Source organism: Mycobacterium sp. NTMscope_Eco_3, assembly GCF_976985685.1.
Genome location: NZ_CDRJYZ010000001.1, coordinates 3,994,085 through 4,014,959 on the forward strand (window position 1 = coordinate 3,994,085; position 20,875 = coordinate 4,014,959).

Annotated in this window: 18 protein-coding genes; 17 read left to right on the forward strand and 1 reads right to left on the reverse strand. The window is 67.8% G+C overall.

What is annotated here, in order from left to right; translation table 11 throughout:
• Positions 1-532: 532 nt before the first annotated feature.
• From AC0KTM_RS18415 to AC0KTM_RS18435, 5 genes are all read left to right on the forward strand, one after another.
• The gene (locus tag AC0KTM_RS18415) at positions 533-2,854 is read left to right on the forward strand and encodes a nitric-oxide reductase large subunit (protein ID WP_472416336.1); all 2,322 of its coding nucleotides are present in this window, start codon (positions 533-535) and stop codon (positions 2,852-2,854) included.
• 3 nt (positions 2,855-2,857) lie between these two features.
• Positions 2,858-3,484 carry a hypothetical protein gene (locus AC0KTM_RS18420; RefSeq protein ID WP_225326420.1) on the forward strand — a complete coding sequence of 209 codons (627 nt, stop codon included), beginning with the start codon at positions 2,858-2,860 and terminating at the stop codon, positions 3,482-3,484.
• Positions 3,481-4,278: a slipin family protein gene (locus AC0KTM_RS18425; RefSeq protein WP_238956604.1), complete on the forward strand. Its 798-nt coding sequence runs from the start codon at positions 3,481-3,483 to the stop codon at positions 4,276-4,278. Before AC0KTM_RS18420 ends, AC0KTM_RS18425 begins: the two co-directional genes overlap by 4 nt.
• 450 nt (positions 4,279-4,728) lie before the next feature.
• On the forward strand, positions 4,729-5,904 hold the full coding sequence (locus tag AC0KTM_RS18430; RefSeq protein ID WP_225326418.1) for a PPE family protein: 1,176 nt from the start codon (positions 4,729-4,731) through the stop codon (positions 5,902-5,904).
• A 48-nt stretch (positions 5,905-5,952) separates the two neighbouring features.
• Positions 5,953-7,041: a PPE family protein gene (locus tag AC0KTM_RS18435; RefSeq protein ID WP_225326417.1), complete on the forward strand. Its 1,089-nt coding sequence runs from the start codon at positions 5,953-5,955 to the stop codon at positions 7,039-7,041.
• 7 nt (positions 7,042-7,048) lie between these two features.
• On the opposite strand, the gene AC0KTM_RS18440 is transcribed toward AC0KTM_RS18435, so the two are convergent.
• Positions 7,049-7,396, reverse strand: a complete 348-nt coding sequence (locus AC0KTM_RS18440; protein WP_225326416.1) for a hypothetical protein — start codon at positions 7,394-7,396, stop codon at positions 7,049-7,051.
• A 33-nt stretch (positions 7,397-7,429) separates the two neighbouring features.
• On the opposite strand from AC0KTM_RS18440, the gene hisN reads away from it, so the two are divergent.
• The 12 genes from hisN (at position 7,430) to AC0KTM_RS18500 (ending at position 20,875) form a co-directional block, all read left to right on the forward strand.
• The gene (hisN, locus tag AC0KTM_RS18445; protein WP_225326415.1) at positions 7,430-8,212 is read left to right on the forward strand and encodes a histidinol-phosphatase; all 783 of its coding nucleotides are present in this window, start codon (positions 7,430-7,432) and stop codon (positions 8,210-8,212) included.
• Positions 8,213-8,293: 81 nt separating this feature from the next.
• Positions 8,294-9,691 (forward strand): acyl-CoA dehydrogenase family protein, encoded by a 1,398-nt coding sequence (locus AC0KTM_RS18450; RefSeq protein ID WP_225326414.1) that lies wholly within the window; start codon positions 8,294-8,296, stop codon positions 9,689-9,691.
• A gap of 42 nt (positions 9,692-9,733) precedes the next feature.
• Complete coding sequence (locus tag AC0KTM_RS18455; protein WP_225326413.1) at positions 9,734-10,939, forward strand: acyl-CoA dehydrogenase family protein; 1,206 nt, start codon at positions 9,734-9,736, stop codon at positions 10,937-10,939.
• 54 nt (positions 10,940-10,993) lie between these two features.
• A complete protein-coding gene (locus AC0KTM_RS18460) occupies positions 10,994-11,992 on the forward strand; it encodes an acrylyl-CoA reductase family protein (protein ID WP_472416338.1) in 999 nt (332 codons plus the stop codon).
• Positions 11,993-12,014: 22 nt separating this feature from the next.
• A complete protein-coding gene (locus tag AC0KTM_RS18465; protein ID WP_225326411.1) occupies positions 12,015-12,986 on the forward strand; it encodes an NADPH:quinone oxidoreductase family protein in 972 nt (323 codons plus the stop codon).
• Positions 12,987-13,139: 153 nt separating this feature from the next.
• The gene (locus tag AC0KTM_RS18470; RefSeq protein ID WP_238956609.1) at positions 13,140-14,234 is read left to right on the forward strand and encodes a homogentisate 1,2-dioxygenase; all 1,095 of its coding nucleotides are present in this window, start codon (positions 13,140-13,142) and stop codon (positions 14,232-14,234) included.
• Positions 14,234-15,421 carry an alpha/beta hydrolase family protein gene (locus AC0KTM_RS18475; protein ID WP_225326409.1) on the forward strand — a complete coding sequence of 396 codons (1,188 nt, stop codon included), beginning with the start codon at positions 14,234-14,236 and terminating at the stop codon, positions 15,419-15,421. Before AC0KTM_RS18470 ends, AC0KTM_RS18475 begins: the two co-directional genes overlap by 1 nt.
• 74 nt (positions 15,422-15,495) lie before the next feature.
• Positions 15,496-16,701, forward strand: a complete 1,206-nt coding sequence (locus AC0KTM_RS18480) for a CaiB/BaiF CoA transferase family protein (protein WP_472417511.1) — start codon at positions 15,496-15,498, stop codon at positions 16,699-16,701.
• Positions 16,698-17,606, forward strand: coding sequence for a hydroxymethylglutaryl-CoA lyase (locus AC0KTM_RS18485; RefSeq protein WP_472416340.1), 909 nt, complete (start codon positions 16,698-16,700; stop codon positions 17,604-17,606). The genes AC0KTM_RS18480 and AC0KTM_RS18485 overlap by 4 nt, the downstream gene beginning before the upstream one ends.
• A 14-nt stretch (positions 17,607-17,620) precedes the next feature.
• Positions 17,621-18,244, forward strand: coding sequence for a TetR/AcrR family transcriptional regulator (locus tag AC0KTM_RS18490; protein ID WP_225326407.1), 624 nt, complete (start codon positions 17,621-17,623; stop codon positions 18,242-18,244).
• Between the two features lie 10 nt (positions 18,245-18,254).
• Entirely contained in the window at positions 18,255-19,493 is a 1,239-nt protein-coding gene (locus AC0KTM_RS18495) for an acyl-CoA dehydrogenase family protein (protein WP_238956612.1), read from the forward strand.
• Positions 19,490-20,875, forward strand: coding sequence for a phosphotransferase family protein (locus AC0KTM_RS18500; protein ID WP_472416342.1), 1,386 nt, complete (start codon positions 19,490-19,492; stop codon positions 20,873-20,875). The genes AC0KTM_RS18495 and AC0KTM_RS18500 overlap by 4 nt, the downstream gene beginning before the upstream one ends.

Consider the following 20,875-nt stretch of genomic DNA (forward strand, 5'->3'; position numbering starts at 1 on the left):
CTGACCTGCGCGGTGCAGACCGTGACCGCCGACCTCGATCAGCTTGAAACCCGTTTTGCCCCAAGGGATGTCCGTCTTCTACCTTGACCGGTTCGGGCGCGGCATCGACGGCCCGATGCGCGTCGGCCAACGCGGCGCGCGGATCGATGACGCAGACCAGTCGCGGCGGGGTGTCGCGGCTGACCGCCTCTCGATCGCCCACCGCCGCATGACGTGCCCGCCCGGGATACGTCGACTCCTACCGACAATTGCCGGAGCTGGATATATGTTGCTCATCGCGACTTCCTCCGTTGAACCATCGGGCATTCGCTATACCATTCGCCCTTAGGCTATTGCCCGTAAACCGCTCTCCCCCAATGGAATTGGGTCTAGAAATAGGCGCCATTCGACCCTATTGGCCGCGAAACTCCGGGAATTGACTGTTGCCATCGCGACGCGGGCAACCGAATACTGGGTGCGGACGAAAACCGGGTTTGTTTGACATGCGAGACAGCGGGCACCACAGCCATCACCGAGACGGGAGACCTCGCGCATGACCGCTCAACCGACATCCGCCCAACAGCCGTCGTCTCAACCCCTGGTCGGTAAAGGCTGGGTCCAGGGCGTCGCCCTCGTCATGATCTTCGGCTTCTTGGTGATGGGCATTCTGGCCTACCGCACCTATTCGGCGTCGATGCCGATGCCGGACAAAGTCGTCAGCGAATCCGGTCAGTTGCTGTTCACCGGCGAGGACATCACCCGTGGCCAGGAGCTCTACCAGGCGCGCGGGCTGATGGAATACGGCTCGGTGCTGGGCCACGGCGGCTACCTGGGGCCTGACTACACCGCCGAATATCTGCGCGCGGCGACGCAGGACGTCACCGATCAACTGCGAGCGCAGGGTGTCACCGATCCGCATGATCGGGTGGTCACCGAGTTCCGCACCAACCGCTACAACCCGGCCACCAAGACGTTGGTGTTCACCGATCGCCAGGCCGCGGCCTTCGACCACATTCAGAGCCGGTATGCCGCGTACTTCGGGGAGAACTCGACGAAATACGGCCTGCTGCCCCACATGATCACCGACAAGGCGCAAATCCGTGACCTGACGGGGTTCTTCGCCTGGACGGCGTGGGCCGCGGCGGCCGAGCGCCCGGGGCATAAGTACTCCTACACCAACAACTGGCCCGCCGAGCCACGAGTCGACAACGGCCCCACCGCCTCGGTGATCGTCTGGTCGGCGCTGTCGCTGATCACCTTGCTGGGTGGCATCGGCGTGATGTTCGCCGTGTACGGCCGGTGGAGCCAGAAGGTGGGTTGGCACAGCGCCGAGTCGTCCACCCTGTCCTTCCGTCAGCCCGGCGAAGTGGGCCTGACGCCGGCGCAGCGCGCCTGCATCTGGTTCTTCGCCGTCGTCTCAGTGCTGTTCCTGGCGCAAACGCTGCTGGGCGCGGCCGCCGAGCACTACCGGGCCGACTTGTCCACGTTCTTCGGCTTGGACCTGGCCCGGATATTGCCCTACAACCTGGCCCGCACTTGGCATCTGCAGCTGGCGCTGTTCTGGACCGCGGCGGCGTTTCTCGCCGGCGGCATCTTCCTGGTGCCGTTCATCGCGCGCCGGGAGCCCAAACGACAGGCCCTGCTGGCCTACGTGTTGCTCGGTGCGGTGGCGCTGGTGGTGTTCGGCTCGCTGATCACCGAGGCGCTGTCCATCTACGGCGTGATCCCCCCCGGCGGGCTCTTCTCCCAGCAGTGGGAATACCTCGACCTGCCGCGTCTGTGGCAGATCCTGCTGATTATCGGGATGTTCGTGTGGATCGCGATCATCTGGCGCGGCATGCGCGCGCGGCTCAAGGGCGAATCGAAGATGAACATGCCCTGGCTGTTCTTCTTCTCCGGGCTGGCGATCCCCGTGTTTTACACCGTGGGCCTGCTGGCCGGCAGCGGCACTCACTACACCGTCGCCGACTTCTGGCGGTTCTGGGTGGTGCACCTGTGGGTCGAGGACTTCCTCGAGCTGTTCACCACCGTGATGGTGGCCTACATGTTCGTGCTGCTGGGCGTGGTGCGCGAACGCATCGCGCTCGGGGTGATCTTCTTGGACGTCATCCTGTACTCCGCGGGCGGCGTCATCGGCACCATGCACCACCTGTACTTCTCGGGCACGCCGGTGGAGCACATGGCGCTGGGCGCGTTCTTCTCGGCGGCCGAGGTGATTCCGTTGACCTTCCTGACCGTCGAGGCGTGGGCGTTCCTGCAGCTGGGGGCGCGTCAGCAGTCCGGCGACGCCAACCCCTTCCCGCATCGCTGGGCGGTCATGTTCCTTGTCGCGGTGGGCTTCTGGAACTTCCTGGGGGCGGGCATCTTCGGATTCCTGATCAACCTACCGGTGGTGTCGTACTACCAGATCGGCACCGCGCTGACGGCCAACCACGGACACGCGGCGATGATGGGTGTTTACGGCATGCTTGCCGTCGGCCTGGCCATGTTCGCGTTCCGGTATGTGATCCCGGCCGACAAATGGCCCGAGAAGCTGGCCCGAATTTCGTTCTGGGGATTGAATATCGGCTTGGCATGGATGGTGTTCGCCACCCTACTGCCGCTGGGTGTGCTGCAGCTTTTCCACTCGGTCAACGACGGTTACTTCGAAGCGCGATCGCTGGGCTACATCACCAAACCCGGCAATGCGGTGCTCGAATGGCTGCGGATGCCGGGCGACATCATCCTGATCGTCGGCGGTGTGCTGCCCTTCGTCTGGATCGCCTGGACCGCGCTGCGCAACTTCCGCTCGGGTACCACGCTGGAGGAAATGCCCGAACACCCGCTCTACACCGAGGCCGCGGCCGACGAGGCCCAAGTCCCGGTGAAGGACTGACCGATGACTGCTCCGGCGACCTCGGTATGGCTGATCGCCGGGTATTCCCTGGCCCTGTTGGCCGTCGGCTGGAGTTTCGACGTCATGGCACGACGGGCATCAGCGCACGCGGCGCGCTGGCGCACAGGGCAATTCACCTACCGGCCCGACCATGACGCATGGATCTGCCCGCAGGACCATTGGCTGTGGCCGACGTCGTTCGATCCGAAGCATCGGGTCATGCGATATCGCGCATCACCGGTGGTCTGTAACAGCTGCCCCGTCAAATCCGGCTGCACCACGTCCGAGCACGGTCGCGAGATAAGCCGCGAGGTCGACCCGTGGCCGCATTCGGACGCCGGCCGGTTTCACCGCGGAATCGCCTGCTGCGTGGCCGCATTGGGGATCGTCTTACCGCTGGCCACATTGATCGCCAACCACTCGGCCGCGGACGCGCTGGTCCTGACGGCGACCGTGCTGCTCGTCGCGCTGCTCGGAGCACCGCTCGTCCGCCACCTGTGGAGCACTCCCTCCAACGCCCCCGAACACCTTCCGCACCGCACCGCGATCGAGGACCAGGTGGCCGCGGCGATCGACCGCTATTCCACGCACTGGGGCGGCTGGAAAAGCAAGGAGGACAATACGACATGACCACGCTGGTGATCGGCCTCATCGCCGCCGGGATCGTTGTGCTGGTGGTACTCGCGACCTGGTCGCTGGCGGTGCTACGTGAATACGAACGCGGTGTGGTGTTCCGGATGGGGCATGTACGTCCGCTGTACGCCCCGGGTCTGCGGCTCCTTATCCCGCTTCTGGACAAGATGATTCGCGTCGACCAACGCCTGGTCACGCTGACCATTCCGCCGCAGGAGGTGATCACCCGCGACAACGTGCCGGCCCGTGTCAACGCCGTCGTGATGTTCCAGGTGACCGATCCGCTGAAAGCGATTCTGGCGGTGGAGAATTACGCGGTCGCCACCTCGCAGATCGCGCAGACCACCCTGCGTTCGCTGCTGGGCCGGGCGGACCTGGACACGTTGCTCGCGCATCGCGAGGACCTCAACAGCGATCTGCGCACGATCATCGAGAAGCAGACCGAACCGTGGGGTGTTCAGGTCCGTGTCGTGGAGATCAAGGACGTCGAGATCCCCGAGTCGATGCAGCGGGCGATGGCCCGCGAGGCCGAGGCCGAACGCGAACGCCGCGCCAAGGTCATCAACGCGCGCGGCGAGCTGCAGGCCTCGGAGGAGCTGCGCGAGGCCGCCGAGACCCTCTCGAAGAGCCCGGCCTCGCTGCAGTTGCGGTACCTGCAGACGCTGCTGGAGCTGGGGGCGGATCAGAACTCGACCGTCGTCTTCCCCTTGCCGGTCGACATCATCACGCCGTTCCTGCGGAATCCGGAGATGCTGCGGGGCGTGGTCGACAATTTCAACCGCCGCGGATGACGACCGGTCCGACGCCGGAGTTAGCCCAAATATCAAGCGCGTCAATTACTTTCACTATTCAGCACGCGTAGATCAAGCGCTGAGTTTGGTTAACGGAGAGTGAACGCCAGGCAAACGCAATCTTAATTCTGCCTGGTCGGAGCCGGGAAATGAGCAAAAGCCCGCACGCGTCGGCGGCACCTGCGACCTTTGAAGAGCCCGAAAACCCGAAGGTCACTCGCGATGCCCTGTGCGAACGGTCCGCCCACTCGATAAGTACCGCGCTGCCCGCTAGGCACGCGCGGAGCGATCGTGTGCGGCCGTCCCATCCTCCGGCGCGAGCGTGAGCTTTGCCGGCTTGCAGAGCCGGTTTGGCAGCGGCCCACCACCCACTTTGATCAACGCCGGTGCGGCGACGCCGGCGCCAGCGGCGTTTGTCCGCAAACCGCACTTTGAGGGGATGTCTCCACCATGGATTGGGCTTTTCTTCCACCAGAAATCAACTCCGCCCGGATGTATACGGGGCCCGGAATGGGCTCGCTGTTGGCCGCGGCGGGAAGCTGGGACGCGCTGTCGGCCGAGCTGAGTTCGGCCGCCGAAGGCTACGAATCGGCACTCTCGGGCCTGGACCTGCAATGGCGCGGTCCCGCAGCGCAGGCGATGGCGTTCGCGGCCGCCCGCTACGCGGAATGGCTACAAGCGACCGCCGAGCAGACCCGGCAGACGGCCATGCAGGCGCGGACGGCCGCGGCCGCCTATGAGCAGGCCTACGCGATGACGGTGCCCCCACCGGTGGTCACCGCCAACCGCGCGCTGCTGGCGTCGCTGGTGGCGACGAACATCGTCGGCCAGAACACCGCGGCCATCGCGGACACCGAGGCGCAGTACGCCGACTATTGGGCCCAGGACGCCGCCGCCATGTCCGGCTACTCCGTGTCCTCGGCGGCCGCGACCCGGTTGCCGCAGTTTGCGCCCGCGAACAACTCCACCAACGAGTCCGGGGTGGGCGCCCAGAAGGCCGCCGTGACCGCGGCCAACACCAACGCTGCCGCCAACAAGGCCGTCACGCAGAGTTTTTCACCGTTGTCCACGCAGCAAACGGGCAACACCTACAACTACTACGGCGACATCTATGACTTGTCCGATACGACAGCGGCGGCCGGCGGCAGACCGTTCTTTGCGGCCCTCGACGCCATTCAGGGCACCGGCGTCGGCTTCAGCGCTCCCTACAACATGGAGCAGTTCGTATCCGGCATCATCGGGGCCGAGAACAATTTGGGCATTCTCGCCAAACCCTTGGCCGCTGCCCCTGCCCTCGCGGCCCCCGCGCTCAGCAGCACCACAACGAGTCTCGGCGGGGGTCTCGGCGGAGGGCTGGGCAACGTCACAGCGACCCTCTCGCACGCCGGATCGATCGGGCCGATGTCCGTGCCGGCAAGCTGGGCCGCGCCCACGAGCACCCATATCTCGCCGTTGGAACCGGCCGGTTTCACCACGCTGCCGGGAACCGAGGAGCCGGTAGCGTCCGGTTATCCCGGCTACCCCGGCATGCCAGGTGGCGGCGCCTCGCGATCCGTCGGAGCGGGTGTCCCGCCCCGCTACGGCGTGCGGCTCACGGTGATGCCACGCCCGCCGGCTGCCGGGTGACGTGCCGCGAGCAGAGTCGCTGCACGCAGCTGATAGCGCTGTAAGACAATGGATTTTGGCCTTCTTCCACCAGAGGTGAACTCTGGCCGCATGTACGCGGGCCCCGGCTCGGGCTCGTTGTTGGCCGCCGCGGGAAGCTGGGACTCACTGGCGGCCGAGTTGAGCATCACGGCCGCCGTGTACGAATCGGTGCTGTCTGGCCTGACGGGCCTGTCCTGGTACGGGCCCGCCTCCCAGGCGATGGCGGCCAGCGCCGCCCCTTACGTGGGATGGCTGCACGCGACCGCCGAGCGCGCACAGCAGACGGCCATCCAGGCCAGGGCGGCGGCAGCAGCCTACGAGCTGGCGCGCGCCATGACCGTGCCCCCGCCCGCGGTCGCGGCCAACCGCACCCAATTGGCGACGCTGGTGGCAACGAACTTCTTCGGGCAGAACACCGCCGCGATCGCGGCGAACGAGGCCCAGTACGCCGAATACTGGGCCCAGGACGCCTCCGCGATGTACAGCTATTCCGCCAGTTCTGCTGCAACGGTGCAGTTTTCGCCGTTCTCTGCCCCGCGCCAAGCGACCACTCAGGATGGGGTGACAGCGCAGCAGGACGCCGTCACGCAAGCTACCGCCAATGCCGCGAACTCGAATGCGGGCCCGGGCTCGCAGCTGTTCGCGTTTTCCAGAAGAGACGGATTCGCGCGAATCCTGGACACCATCCAGGGGGCCCAGGTCGCGTTCCGATCAATCTTCACCACGGAGGGGTTCAACGCCGGAATCATCCAGGCCGACAAGAACTTGGGCATCTTGCCGAACCTCGCGGCGGTTCCGGCCGCGCTCCCGAAGGTCCCCGCGTTCAGCGGTGCCGCCTCCGGTCTGGGGAACGTCAATGCGGTGCTCGCCCGCGCCGGCCGGATCGGCTCGATGTCAGTGCCCGCGGGGTGGGCCGCCGCGGCCGGGGGCCCCGCCACGGCGGTGCCCGGCGGCGGCTTGTCCGGCCTGCCGGCGACCGAGGCGATAGCCCGCACCGGGCCCGCCACCGCCGGCATTCCCGGAATACCTGGGGGGAGAGTCTCGCGGGCCGCGCTTGTGGTGCCCCGCTACGGCGTTCGCATCACGGTCATGACACGCCCACCCGCGGCCGGCTGAGGCGCGCCTAGCCCGGCGGTGGCTCCTGCGGCGCGGGTGGTTCCGGCGGTGCGAATTTCCAGTTGTCCGGATTCTTCGACGAATACAGCACCGGAAACAGTTGACCAATGGTCGGCCATTGATTCACGTCGACGGCCATGCGCTGATAAACCGCGTGTTCGTTGACCGAGGGGCCGTTGATCACCCCGGCGATGGTGACGAACTGCTCGCCGGTCGCATCGGGCCGCGGGCTGATTCCGGTCACCAGCAGGGTGCCGCTCAGCAGCTCACCGCGGGGGCCGCGCGGGACGAACCGCTGGACCAGAAATACCGCCAGCACCGCGACCAGCAGGAGCAGCAGTCCGAATTCCCACACCCCGCCATGGTAGGGCCGTGATAAGACTGCGCCATGGGTTCCGACGATCTGGCGCTGGCACTGGCGCTGGCCGACCGCGCAGACTCGTTGACCTCCTCCCGCTTCGGGGCGCTGGACCTGCGCGTCGACACCAAACCGGACCTGACGCCGGTGACCGATGCCGACCGCGCCGTCGAAACCGAGCTGCGCGAGGTGCTCGCGCGCGAACGGCCGGATGACAGCATCGTCGGCGAAGAATTCGGCGGAGACACCGCCTTCACTGGGCGGCAGTGGATCATCGACCCGATCGACGGCACCAAGAACTTCGTCCGCGGCGTGCCGGTATGGGCGACTTTGATCGCGTTGCTGCACGACGGCGTCCCCGTCGTCGGCGTGGTGAGCGCCCCGGCGCTGCAGCGCCGGTGGTGGGCCGCGCAGGGCCATGGCGCGTTCGTCGCGGTCAACGGCGCATCACCCCGTCGGATATCGGTTTCCTCAGTGGCGCAACTGAATTCGGCCAGCCTGTCGTTCTCCAGTCTGTCCGGGTGGGCGCAGCTCGGCGTGCGGGACCGCTTCATCGCACTGACCGATGCGGTGTGGCGGGTGCGCGCGTTCGGCGACTTCTTGTCCTATTGCCTGGTGGCCGAGGGGGCGGTCGACATCGCCGCCGAACCGGAAGTGTCGGTATGGGATCTCGCCGCGCTGGACATCCTGGTGCGCGAAGCGGGCGGGACGCTGACGGCGCTCGACGGCACCGCGGGCCCGCATCACGGCAGCGCCGTGGCCACCAACGGCCTGCTGCAGCGGCAGGTGCTCGGCAGCCTCACTGTGAATTAGTTAACAGGTGTTCTCTGTGATCTTACTCCGGAGTAAGATTGGCTCTATCCGCTTGCCCGACAAACCTGAGGCCGCTGACCCATGACCGATTCCGGTTCACCACAAACAACCTCCCGCTCCCGCGCGAAACGGCGCGACCATAAGTCCGCGGTCGGCTTGCAACCGCACAAACGCACCGGCGTCGACATCGCCATCGCGCTCATCACCCCGCTCGTCGGTCAGGAATTCCTGGACAAATACCGGCTGCGCGACCCGCTCAACCGCGCCCTGGGCTACGGCACGAAGACGATCTTCTCAACGGCCGCCACGACCTCTCGTCAGTTCAAGCGGGTCCAGAATGTGCGCACCGGGCCGACCCGACTCAAGTCGAGCGGCAAGGACTATTTCGACCTGACGCCCGACGACGAGCAGAAGATGATCGTCGAGACGCTCGACGAATTCGCCGAAGAAGTGCTGCGGCCCGCGGCGCACGACGCCGACGAGGCGGCCACCTACCCCCGTGACCTGATCGCCAAGGCCGCCGAACTGGGCATCACGGCGATCAACATTCCCGAGGATTTCGACGGCATCGCCGCGCACCGCTCCAGCGTGACCAACGTGCTGGTCGCCGAGGCACTCGCCTACGGCGACATGGGTTTGGCGTTGCCGCTGCTGGCGCCGGGAGGCGTGGCCTCCGCGCTGACCCATTGGGGCAGCGCCGATCAGCAGGCCACCTACCTGCCGGAGTTCGCCGGCGAGAACGTGCCGCAGGCCTGCGTGGCCATCGCTGAACCGCAACCGCTCTTCGACCCCACCCGGCTGAAGACGACCGCGGTGCGCACCCCGAGTGGCTACCGCCTCGACGGGGTGAAGTCGTTGGTGCCGGCCGCGGCCGACGCCGAGCTTTTCATCGTCGGCGCCCAGCTCGACGGCAAGCCGGCCCTGTTCATCGTCGAATCGTCGGCGAAAGGCCTCACCGTGAAAGCCGACCCCAGCATGGGGCTCCGCGCGGCGGCCCTGGGCCACGTCGAGCTCTCCGGGGTGTCGGTCCCGCTGGGCGCGCGGCTCGGCGAGGACGACGCGTCGGATCAGGATTACTCCGAGGCGATCGCGCTGTCCCGGCTGGGCTGGGCGGCGCTGACGGTCGGCACGTCGCACGCCGTCCTCGACTACGTCGTCCCCTACGTGAAGGAACGCGAGGCCTTCGGCGAGCCGATCGCGCATCGCCAGGCGGTGGCCTTCATGTGCGCCAACATCGCCATCGAATTGGACGGGCTGCGGCTGATCACCTGGCGCGGCGCGGCACGCGCCGAGCAGGGCCTGCCGTTCATCCGCGAGGCGGCGCTGGCCAAGCGGCTCGGCGCCGACAAGGGCATGCAGATCGGACTGGACGGTGTTCAGCTGCTCGGCGGCCACGGCTACACCAAGGAGCACCCGGTCGAGCGTTGGTACCGCGACCTGCGGGCCATCGGCGTCGCCGAGGGTGTCGTGGTCATCTAGCAGTCACTAAGTCGTTAACCCATTCGAGCTGAAAGTTCAATCATGGCAATCAATCTGGAACTTCCCCGCAAGATGCAAGCGGTGACGACCAAGACGCATCAGGGCGCCGCTGAGTTGATGCGGCCGATCGCCCGCAAGTACGACCTCAAGGAGCACGCGTACCCGGTCGAGCTCGACACCCTGTTCAGCCTCTTCGAAGGCGCTTCGGAGTCATTCGAATTCGCCGGAGCGAACGCACTGGGCGGCGAGGACGAAGAGCGGGACAAGAACCACAACGGCGCCAACATGGCCGCACTGCTCCAGACCCTAGAAGCCAGCTGGGGCGACCTCGCGATGATGCTCTCGGTCCCTTACCAGGGGCTGGGCAACGCCGCCATTTCCGCGGTCGCCAACGACGAGCAGCTGCAACGCCTCGGCAAGGTCTGGGCGGCGATGGCGATCACCGAACCCGGCTTCGGGTCGGACTCGGCGGCGGTCGCGACGACCGCCACCCTGGACGGCGACGAGTACGTGATCAACGGCGAGAAGATCTTCGTTACCGCCGGGTCGCGCGCCACCCACATCGTGGTGTGGGCGACGCTGGACAAGTCACAGGGCCGCGCGGCGATCAAGTCGTTCGTCGTGCCGCGCGAGCACCCCGGGGTCACGGTCGAGCGGCTCGAGCACAAGCTGGGCATCAAGGGTTCCGACACCGCCGCCATCCGGTTCGACAATGTCCGCATCCCGAAGGAAAACTTGCTCGGCAATCCCGAAATCGAGGTCGGCAAGGGCTTTGCCGGTGTCATGGAGACCTTCGACAACACCCGCCCCATCGTCGCCGCCATGGCCGTTGGGGTGGGCCGCGCGGCGCTGGAGGAAATTCGCAAGATCCTCACCGACGCCGGCGTGGAGATCTCCTACGACCGGCCGTCGCACGCCCAGAGCGCTGCGGCGGCGGAGTTCTTGCGGATGGAAGCCGACTGGGAGGCCAGCTACCTGCTGTCGTTGCGGGCGGCCTGGCAGGCCGACAACAAGATCCCCAACTCCAAAGAAGCGTCGATGAGCAAGGCCAAGGCCGGCCGGATGGTCACCGACGTCACCCTCAAGTCCGTCGAATTGGCCGGCACCGCAGGTTATTCCGAGCAGACCCTGCTAGAGAAGTGGGCGCGCGACTCCAAGATCCTGGACATCTTCGAGGGCACCCAACAGATCCAGCAGCTGGTGGTCGCCCGCCGACTGCTCGGCCTGTCGTCGGCCGAGCTCAGGTAACGCCCCCGTCCAGCCCACTCGCGGGTTTTCACGCGGTGAGGTTAGCGTCGAGGAATGGACACGTTTCACGCGCTTGTCGCGCGCCAACATGGTGACCGGATCACCGCATCGGTCGAGACACTTCGTCCCGACGACCTGCCGCCCGGGGACGTGACGATCCGGGTCCTGTATTCGAGCGTCAACTACAAAGACGCCCTGGCCTTGACGCCCGGCGGCGGCGTGGTGCGCAACTATCCCGTGGTGCCCGGCATCGACCTGACCGGCGAGGTCGTGGAGTCGACGTCGGCCGACTTCGCCGTCGGCGACAACGTGCTGGCCCACGGCTATTTGATCGGCACCGGCCACCACGGCGGCTACGCGGAGTACGCACGGTTACCGGCCGACCAGGTGGTGGCGCTCGGCGCGTTGAGTCCACACGAGGGCGCGGCGATCGGAACCGCGGGCTTCACCGCGGCGATGAGCGTGCAGGCGCTGATCGACTGGGGCGTTGCGCCCGACGCCGGCGCCATCGTGGTCACCGGGGCCACCGGCGGTGTCGGCTCGGTCAGCGTGGACCTGCTGGCGGCCGCCGGGTACCGCGTCGTCGCCTCGACCGGCAAGGCCGACGCCGCCGAGCGGCTGAAAGCCCTTGGCGCCGCGGAGGTTATCGGCCGCCTACCCGCCGATCCCGACGCCAAGCCGCGCGCGCTCGGCAAGGCGCGCTGGGCCGGCGGGGTGGATTGTGTGGGTGGGGCGACGCTCGCCGACGTGCTCAGCACCATCGACTACGGCGGCGCGGTGGCGGCCAGCGGTCTCACCGGGGGTCCGGCCCTGCACACCACGGTGATGCCGTTCATCCTGCGCGGTGTCGCGCTGCTGGGAATGGACTCGGTGCTCATGCCCATCGGGCGGCGGCGCGCGCTGTGGGCCCGGCTGGGTGATTCGTTGCGGCCGCGTCACCTCGACTCGCTGGTCAGCGATGTCGACGTGAAGGACGTGGTCGGGGTGATCGATCAGGTGCGCGCCGGCAAGTTCTCCGGCCGGGCCGTGGTGCGGGTCGCAGGCGGTTTTTGAGCCGGCAGTAGGCTCTGCTGGCATGCGCGCGGTACGGGTGACTCGGCTCGATGGTCCAGACGCGGTCGAGTTGGCCGACATCGACGAACCGACGGGCGACGGGGTCGTCGTCGACGTGCACGCCGCCGGGGTGGCGTTCCCGGACGCGCTGCTCACCCGCGGCCTATACCAATACCGCCCGGAGTTGCCGTTCGTGCTCGGCGCCGAGATCGCCGGCGTGGTCCGGTCGGCGCCCGAGGGCGCGCACGTGCGTCCCGGCGACCGGGTCGTCGGCCTCACGATGCTGTCCGGCGGCATGGCCGAGGTCGCGATCTTGGCCCCGGACCGGGTGTTCAAGCTGCCCGACAACGTGAGCTTCGAGGCCGGCGCCGGCCTGCTCTTCAATGACCTGACCGTGTACTTCTCGCTCACCGTGCGGGGCCGGCTGCAGCGCGGTGAGACGGTGCTCGTCCACGGCGCGGCCGGCGGCATCGGGACCTCGGCGCTGCGGCTGGCGCCGGCGCTGGGGGCCTCGCGCACCATCGCCGTCGTCAGCACGCAGGACAAGGCCGACATCGCCACGGCCGCCGGCGCGACGGACGTGGTGCTGGCCGACGGGTTCAAGGACGCGGTCAAGGAGCTGACCCACGGCCGCGGCGTCGACATCGTCGTCGATCCGGTCGGCGGTGACCGGTTCACCGATTCCCTGCGCTCGCTCGCCCCCGGGGGACGGCTTCTGGTCGTCGGATTCACCGGCGGGGAAATCCCCACCGTCAAGGTCAACCGATTGCTGCTCAACAACATTGACGTCGTCGGCGTCGGTTGGGGCGCGTGGGCGGGGACGCATCCGGGCGCGCTGGCCGAGCAGTGGGCCGGACTCGAGCGGCTGCTCACCTCCGGGGAGCTGGCCCCGCCCGAGCCGGCGACCTATCCGCTGGCGGAGGCCGCGGCCGCGGTCGCCTCGCTGGAGAACCGCACCGCCAAGGGCAAGGTCGTGCTGCGCGTCCGGGGTTGACGGAGACGCCTGTGGCGACTGTGACTCACGCGGGACGGGGACGACGACGGCCTCGCGACAACGCCGATGCCGCCCTTGTGTCCGACCAAAACAAAAAGTAATGTCACTTTCAGTTTTGTGACCGCCGAGCTTGGCCCATCGGAGGAGCCGTCCATGGAATCCTTTGTGCACCTGCGGAAAGGCCGAACGCCACGCCGCCTGCATGCCGACCTCGACGGGCTCAAGGACGACGAGCTGGGCCGCGGCGGATTCACCGGCCGCACCGCCAACCTCTATCGGCGCAACGATCCCACCGCCTACCGATCGGTCGGCCCGCTGCGCCCCCTCGACGTGCTGTCCAGTGAGCTCAAGCCGGCTGACGCCACGGACGCGGGCGGCGGGCCGCTGCTGATGTTCAGCAACGACGACTGCCGAATTCTGTTGAGCCGCCGCCAAGAGCCGATGCCGTTCTATGCCCGTCACGTCGACGGCGACCTGCTGTGCTTCGTTCACCAGGGCAGCGGCCTGGCCGAGACCGAGTTCGGGCCGCTGCGCTACCGGGAGGGCGACTGGCTGTACATCCCGAAGGCATGCACCTGGCGCCAGCTGCCCGACACCGCGACGACGATGCTGATGATCGAGGCCAGCGACGAGTTTCGGATACCGCCACCCGGCGCGCTGGGCCGCCACTTCCCCTTCGACCCGTCGCAGGTGGTCATCCCCGAGCCGGCCCCCGCCGACGAGGGCGATTCCGGCGGCGAGTACGAGGTCCGGCTCATCCATGATGGCGGCCCGACAACGCTGTTCTACCAACATAATCCGCTCGACGTCGAGGGATGGCGCGGTGACAACTTCGCGTTCACGTTCAACATCGCCGACTACAACGTCGTCACCTCCGACAGCGTCCACCTGCCGCCGACCGTGCACCTGTTCATGCAAGCCACCGGCGTCTACGTGATGAACTTCCTGCCCAAGCCCGCCGAAGGCATCCCGGGCACCGAGCGCACACCGTGGTATCACCGCAACGTCGACTACGACGAGATCGCCTTCTTCCACGGTGGCTCGCTCTATGGCATCCCGATGCCGCCCGGCCTGATTTCGCATGCGCCGCAAGGGGTTCACCACGGCGCACCGGAGAAGGCGCGCGAGCGGGCGCGCCGCAAGTTCGACGAGTACTCCCGCGTCGACTGGCAGGTGATCGCCATCGACACCCGCCGGCGGCTGACCCCGTCGGCCGAGGTACTGGCCCACGACCTAGGACAACATTGATGACCCGCGCCGTTAAGCACGAGTACGACCGCATCCCCTATCTCGTTGCCTTCCAGAACAATTCGGGTGTCCGGGACGTCTACGGCGGCCTGGCCGAGATCACCGTGCTGGAAAGCTACCTGCTCAAGCCGAAGGACAAGCCGTCGGACACGGTGCTGGTGTTCATGCACCCGATCGGCGGCGGCGCCTACCTGCCGATGATCAATGCCCTGGCCCGGGCCGGTCATCACGTCATCTACTGCAACAGCCGCTTCCGCGGCACCGACTCGGCGCTGCTGATGGAGAAGGTGGTCGAGGATCTCGGCGAGTGCATCAAGGACGCCAAGAAACGCCTGGGCTACTCCAAGGTGGTGCTCGCCGGATGGAGCGGCGGCGGTTCACTGTCGGTGTTCTACCAGCAGCAGGCGCAGAATCCGACCATCACGTCCAGCCCGACCGGTGACGGACCCGACCTGACCAAACTCGACCTGCCCCCGGCCGACGGCATCATGCTGCTGGCCGCGCACATCAGCCGGCACGGCACGCTGACCGAATGGCTGGACGCGTCGATCCTCGACGAATCCGACCCCACCCAGCGCGATCCCGAGCTTGACCTGTACAACCCCGACAATCCGAACCAGCCGCCCTACAGCCAAGAATTCCTGGCCCGGTACCGGCAGGCGCAGATCGACCGCAACCGTCGTATCACCGCGTGGGTCAAGGAAAAACTGGCCGAGCTGAAGGCCGCCGGCCGGCCGGACGACGAGTTCGGGTTCGTCGTGCACGGCACCATGGCCGACCCGCGGTGGCTGGACCCGACCGTCGATCCCAACGAACGCGCCCCGGGGACGTGCTACCTGGGGGATCCTCAAGTGGTGAACATGAGCCCCGTCGGGTTGGCCCGATTCTCCACGTTGCGCGGCTGGCTCTCGCAGTGGAGCTACGACGACGCCCGCGGCGACGCGGTCACCTGCGGGCCCGACATCGCGATCCCGGCGCTGGTGATCGGTAACCTCGCCGATGACGCCTGCACGCCCAGCCACACCCGCCGGCTCTTCCAAGCGATCGGGCACCCCGACAAGGAGATGCACGAAATTCCCGGCGCCACACACTATTACGCGGGACCCGACCAGCGCGAGGCGCTGCGCACGGCCGTCACCATCGTCACCGACTGGCTGGTCCGGCACGACTTTGCGAGCGCCGAGTGACTACTTCCGCCGGCGACGATGCAGAGCGCAGCGATGAGGCGGGGGCACCTCCCGCTTGCGGGGGAGAGCGGCGCATCGATGTAGCGGGTCCGCTCGACGGCGTCCGGGTCCTCGAACTCGGCACGTTGATCGCCGGCCCGTTCGCCGGCCGGCTGCTGGGCGACATGGGGGCCGACGTCATCAAGGTGGAACTGCCCAAGGCCCCGGACCCATTGCGCACCTGGGGCCAGGCCGAAGTCGATGGGCAGCACGTCTTTTGGACGGTGCACGCGCGCAACAAGAGGGCCATCACCCTCGACCTGCGCCACCCCCGGGGGCGCGAACTGTTCTGTGAGCTCGTCGAGAAATCCGACATCGTGGTGGAGAACTTCCGCCCCGGCACGCTGGAAAAATGGAACCTGGGCTACGACGTGCTCAGTCAACGCAATCCGGGCATCATCCTGGTGCGCGTGTCCGGCTACGGGCAGACCGGACCCGACGCCTCCAAAGCCGGCTACGCCTCGGTCGCCGAGGCGGCCAGCGGACTGCGACACCTCAACGGTTTCCCCGGCGGCCCGCCGCCGCGGCTGGCGCTCTCGCTCGGTGACAGCCTGGCCGGCATGTTCGGCGCCCAGGGCGCGCTTGCCGCGCTGTACCGCCGCAGCATCACCGGGCGCGGCCAGGTGGTCGACGTCGCGCTCACCGAATCCTGTTTGGCCGTCCAGGAATCCACGATCCCCGACTACGATGTCGGCGGTGTGGTGCGCGGACCGTCGGGCACCCGGCTGGAGGGCATCGCCCCGTCCAACATCTACCGCAGCGCCGACGGCTCGTGGGTGGTGATCGCCGCCAACCAGGACACCGTCTTCGCCCGGCTGTGCAAGGCCATGGGGCGCCCGGAGCTGGCCACCGACGACCGGTTCGCCACGCATGTCGCACGCGGCCGCAACCAGGACGAGCTCGACAACATCATCGGCTGCTGGGCCGCCGCACGCCAACCGGGCGAGATCATCGAAACCCTTTCCGCGGCAGGCGTGATTGCGGGGCCGATCAACACGGTCGCCGAGGTCGTCAACGACCCGCAGCTGCGGGCCCGCGACATGCTGGTCGAGCACTACGACCAGCGGCTGCAACGCAATGTCCTCGGGCCCGGCATCGTTCCCGTGCTCTCGGAATCTCCGGGCCGGCTGCGCAACGCCGGTCCCGCGCGACCCGGCCAACACAACGACGACGTCTACACCGGGTTGCTGGGCAGGACCGCCGAGGAGCTCGAGGAGCTGCGCGCCGAGGAGGTACTGTGACCACCCAGCACGTCGATATTCGCGAGGTCTCTCTGCGCGACGGTCTACAGATCGAGACGCCAATCCCGTTGCCGGCCAAGCTCGAACTGCTGGCCGCGGTCGCGGCCACCGGGGTCCGCCAGGTGGAGGCCACCGCGTTCGTCTCCCCGACGAAGGTGCCGTCGATGGCCGACGCCGCCGAGCTCGCCGCCCATCTGCACGACTACCCCGACATCGAATTCTCCGCGCTGGTCGCCAGCCCCAACGGGGCCAAGCGGGCCGTCGCCGCGGGTCTGCGCTCCATCGAGTACGTGGTGGCCGCCGACGACACGTTCAGCCAGGCCAATGTCGGGCGCACCAGCGCCGAGGCCACCAAGGCGATCGACGAGATCGTCGCCATCGCGCACGACGGCCCCGCCCCCCGGGTCACCGTCGAAGTGGTGATCGCCACCGCGTGGGATTCGCCGTTCGAAGGTCCCACCCCGCCGCAGCGGGTGCTCGACATCGCCGCGGCCGCGCGCGAGCGCGGCGCCGACCGCCTGTCGATCGCCGACACGATCGGCACCGCCACCCCGGGCCGCGTGAGTTCGCTGATCGCCCAACTGCGTCCGGTCATCGGGGACATGCCGCTGGGCGGTCATTTCCACAACACCCGCGGCTCCGGGCTGGCCAGCGCGTACGCGGCGGTCAGCTCCGGGGTGACCCGGCTGGACGCCTCGGTCGGCGGCCTGGGCGGCTGCCCGTTCGCGCCGGGCGCCACGGGCAACATCGCCACCGAGGATCTGGTGTACCTGCTGCGCGATAGCGGTATCGGCGTCGACGTCGACCTGGATGCCGCCATCGCCGCGGCCGCCGTGGCGAAGTCGTTGGTGGGCCACGATCTGCCGAGCGCCCTGTTGCGCGCCGGCGACCGACCGAGACATTGAGTGCGGGGGAACTGATGTCCGCCCCGGAGGCAACCCGCGAGCTGACCGCCAAAGGCCGCCAAACCAGGCAGGCCCTCGAGCAGGCCGCCCGTAAGCTGTTCGCCGAACGGGGCTTTCACGGCACCACGTTGGCCGACATCACGTCGGCCGCCGGGAAATCGCCGGCGGTGTTCTACCGCTACTTCACCGACAAGGAAGATTTGTTGGCGGCGCTGGCGGAATCGTTCCTGCATGAGGTGGTCACACCGTCGGGGTTGAGCGTTCACCTGCCGGACTCCCCCGACGACGACGCGTTCTTCACCTCGGTGGTCACCGGTTACTGGAACATGTTCAAACAGAACATCGGCATCATGATCGCGGTGGCCCAGCTGGCCGCCACCCAGCAGCGCTTCGCCGCCGTGCAAAACGAATTCCGGCGCTTCGGCATGGATCTCGTGGCGGCCTCGGTGCGCCGCGCCCAGGATCAGGGATACGGCGCCGAGCTGCATCCCCAGCACACCGCGGCGGCCATCGCCTTGCTCTTCGAGAACTTCACCACCGTCTTCGTCGGCCCCTCCAACCTCGGCATCAAGATCAGCGACAAGGACGCCATCGCCACCCTGTCGACGATCTGGAAGAAAACTCTGTACGGCGCGTAAGGAGATACTTGTGGATTTCACGCTGCCCGAACACCTTCCGGGTGTGCTCGCCGAGATGGACGAGTTCATCGAGGCGGAGATCAAACCGCTGGAACGCGAGAACATCCAGTATTTCGACCAGCGCCGCGAGCACGCGCGCACCGATTGGGACAACGACGGCATCCCGACCCGCGAGTGGGAGGACCTGCTCGCCGAGATGCGCAGGCGCGCCGACAGGGCGGGCTGGCTGCGCTACGGCTTGCCGGCCTCGCTGGGCGGCCGTGACGGCAGCAACGTCGACATGGCCGTCATCCGGGAACACCTGGCGCACAAGGGCCTTGGCCTGCACAACGATCTGCAGAACGAGTCGTCGATCGTCGGGAATTTCCCGCAGGTGATCATGATGGAGCGCTTCGGCACCGATGAGCAGCGCCGGGTGTGGTCGGAGGCGCTGATCACCGGGGAGCGTTCGATGGCGTTCGGGCTGACCGAGCCGAAGCACGGCTCGGACGCCACCTGGCTCGAAACACGCGCCGAACGTGACGGCGACAGCTGGGTGATCAACGGCTCCAAGCGATTCAACACCGGCGTGCACCGCGCAACCCACGATCTGGTCTTCGCACGCACCTCCGGTGAGCCCGGGGGCGCGCGCGGCATCACGGCGTTCCTGGTGCCGACCGATACACCCGGATTCAACGTTCCCTACTACTGGTGGACGTTCAACATGCCCACCGACCACGGCGAGGTCGAGCTGACCGACGTTCGGGTGCCCGCGGACGCGGTGCTCGGCGAGGTGGATCGCGGCCTGGAGGTGGCGCAAACCTTCCTGCACGAGAACAGGATTCGACAGGCCGCCAGCAGCCTGGGCGCCGCGCAGTACTGCATCGACCGCGCCGCGGAATACGCCGGCGGCCGAACGGTGTTCGGCAAGCCGCTGTCGGTCAACCAGGCCGTGCAATGGCCGCTGGCCGAATTGCAGACCGAGGCGCAGATGGTGCGCCTGCTGGTCCAATACGCCGCCTGGCATTTGGACCGCGACCACCACATGGAGGTCTCCGACAAGGTGTCGATGGCGAATTACCGCGCCAACCGGCTGGTCTGCGACGCCGCCGATCGCGCCATGCAGATCTTCGGCGGGCTCGGGTACAGCCGGCACGAACCGTTCGAGCACATCTACCGACACCACCGTCGTTACCGGATCACCGAGGGCGCCGAAGAGATCCAGATTCGCCGGGTGGCGCAGCGGCTGTTCAAATTCGGCCGAAAATGATGCACGACGAGACGGCCGAGCTGACGGCCAAACTCGCCGCCGTGCTCACGTCGGCCATCGGCGCCGACACGGCGGTCGAGAACCTGCGCGCGCTGACGGGCGGCGCCAGCCGGACCACCTGGGCTTTCGAGGCCGTCACCGGCGGGCAACGCCGCTCGCTGATCTTTCGCACCGGGCCGCCCGACGACGTGCATGCCGGCATGGAACTCGAGGCCCGGTCACAGGCCGCCGCCGCGGCCGCGGGCGCGCCGGTCCCCCACGTCCTGATCGCCGACAATTCGCCTGCCGCACTGGGCAATCCGTTTCTGATCTGCGACGAGATCAAGGGCGAGACCATCGTGCGGCGCATCCAACGCCAGCTCGACGCCGCCGACGGGCAGGCGGGCCGCGCCCGATTGCTGCAGCAGTGCGCGCGGGCGGCGGCCGCCATTCACCGCGCCGACCCCCACGTTGCCGGGATCACCCACGAGGACCAACTCGACGAATGGCGCCAGCGCCTCGACGACATGGGCGACACCACCGCCACCTTCGAATGGGCGTTTCGCTGGCTGGGCGCCCACCGGCCCGAACCGTCGCCGACGGTGCTGGTGCACGGCGACTTCCGGATGGGCAACCTCATCGTCGACGGATCGAACCTTGCCGCGGTGCTGGATTGGGAGCTCGTGCACGTCGGCCAGGCGTACGAAGACCTGGCGTGGTTCTGCATCCGGGCCTGGCGATTCGGCGCCCCGGCCGGCCTCGGCGCCGGCGGCCTCGGCAGCATCGAGAGCTTCCTGCGGGCCTACGAGCAGGCCAGCGCAACTACCGTCGACCGGGTGGCGTTTCACTGGTGGCTGGTGCTGGCCACGCTGCGCTGGGGTGTCATCTGCCGATTCCAGGCGGAACGGCATCTGAGCGGCCAGCACCGTTCGGTCGAGCTGGCCACCATCGGGCGGCGCGTCTGCGAGACGGAGTGGGACCTGCTCAACCTGCTCGCGCCCGCCGACGATGCGCGCCGCGCGGCGGCGCGAGGAGGAGGCGGGCAATCGGGGCCGGGCCGCGCCGTGATCGGCGCGCACGGCCGCCCGCTGGCGGCCGAACTCGTGGCCGCGGTGGCCGAATTCCTGGAGACCGACGTGCGGTCGGCGACCGACGGCCAGGTCAACTTTCACGCCAGGGTGGCGGCCAACGCGTTGCGCATCGTCGAGCGCGAACTGCTCGACGACAACGAGGCCGAATCCCGCGCGGCGCTGTCCGGGTTGGGCGTCGCCGACGAGGAACAGCTTGCCGCCGCGATCCGGTCCGGCGAGATGGACGCCCGAGCGGCCGACGTCACGGCCTGCCTGCGAACCCTGGTACGGCGCCGGCTCGCCGTCGCCCACCCCGGATACGACAGCGAATAG

Excerpts from the sequence above, each read along its gene's own strand:
- AC0KTM_RS18465 (WP_225326411.1), top strand. The coding sequence starts at position 12,015 with ATGCGCGCGGTACGGGTGACTCGGCTCGATGGTCCAGACGCGGTCGAG.
- AC0KTM_RS18420 (WP_225326420.1), top strand. The coding sequence starts at position 2,858 with ATGACTGCTCCGGCGACCTCGGTATGGCTGATCGCCGGGTATTCCCTG.
- AC0KTM_RS18460 (WP_472416338.1), top strand. The coding sequence starts at position 10,994 with ATGGACACGTTTCACGCGCTTGTCGCGCGCCAACATGGTGACCGGATC.
- AC0KTM_RS18475 (WP_225326409.1), top strand. The coding sequence starts at position 14,234 with ATGACCCGCGCCGTTAAGCACGAGTACGACCGCATCCCCTATCTCGTT.
- AC0KTM_RS18455 (WP_225326413.1), top strand. The coding sequence starts at position 9,734 with ATGGCAATCAATCTGGAACTTCCCCGCAAGATGCAAGCGGTGACGACC.
- AC0KTM_RS18415 (WP_472416336.1), top strand. The coding sequence starts at position 533 with ATGACCGCTCAACCGACATCCGCCCAACAGCCGTCGTCTCAACCCCTG.
- AC0KTM_RS18470 (WP_238956609.1), top strand. The coding sequence starts at position 13,140 with ATGGAATCCTTTGTGCACCTGCGGAAAGGCCGAACGCCACGCCGCCTG.
- AC0KTM_RS18500 (WP_472416342.1), top strand. The coding sequence starts at position 19,490 with ATGATGCACGACGAGACGGCCGAGCTGACGGCCAAACTCGCCGCCGTG.
- AC0KTM_RS18450 (WP_225326414.1), top strand. The coding sequence starts at position 8,294 with ATGACCGATTCCGGTTCACCACAAACAACCTCCCGCTCCCGCGCGAAA.
- AC0KTM_RS18430 (WP_225326418.1), top strand. The coding sequence starts at position 4,729 with ATGGATTGGGCTTTTCTTCCACCAGAAATCAACTCCGCCCGGATGTAT.
- hisN (WP_225326415.1), top strand. The coding sequence starts at position 7,430 with ATGGGTTCCGACGATCTGGCGCTGGCACTGGCGCTGGCCGACCGCGCA.
- AC0KTM_RS18435 (WP_225326417.1), top strand. The coding sequence starts at position 5,953 with ATGGATTTTGGCCTTCTTCCACCAGAGGTGAACTCTGGCCGCATGTAC.
- AC0KTM_RS18490 (WP_225326407.1), top strand. The coding sequence starts at position 17,621 with ATGTCCGCCCCGGAGGCAACCCGCGAGCTGACCGCCAAAGGCCGCCAA.
- AC0KTM_RS18425 (WP_238956604.1), top strand. The coding sequence starts at position 3,481 with ATGACCACGCTGGTGATCGGCCTCATCGCCGCCGGGATCGTTGTGCTG.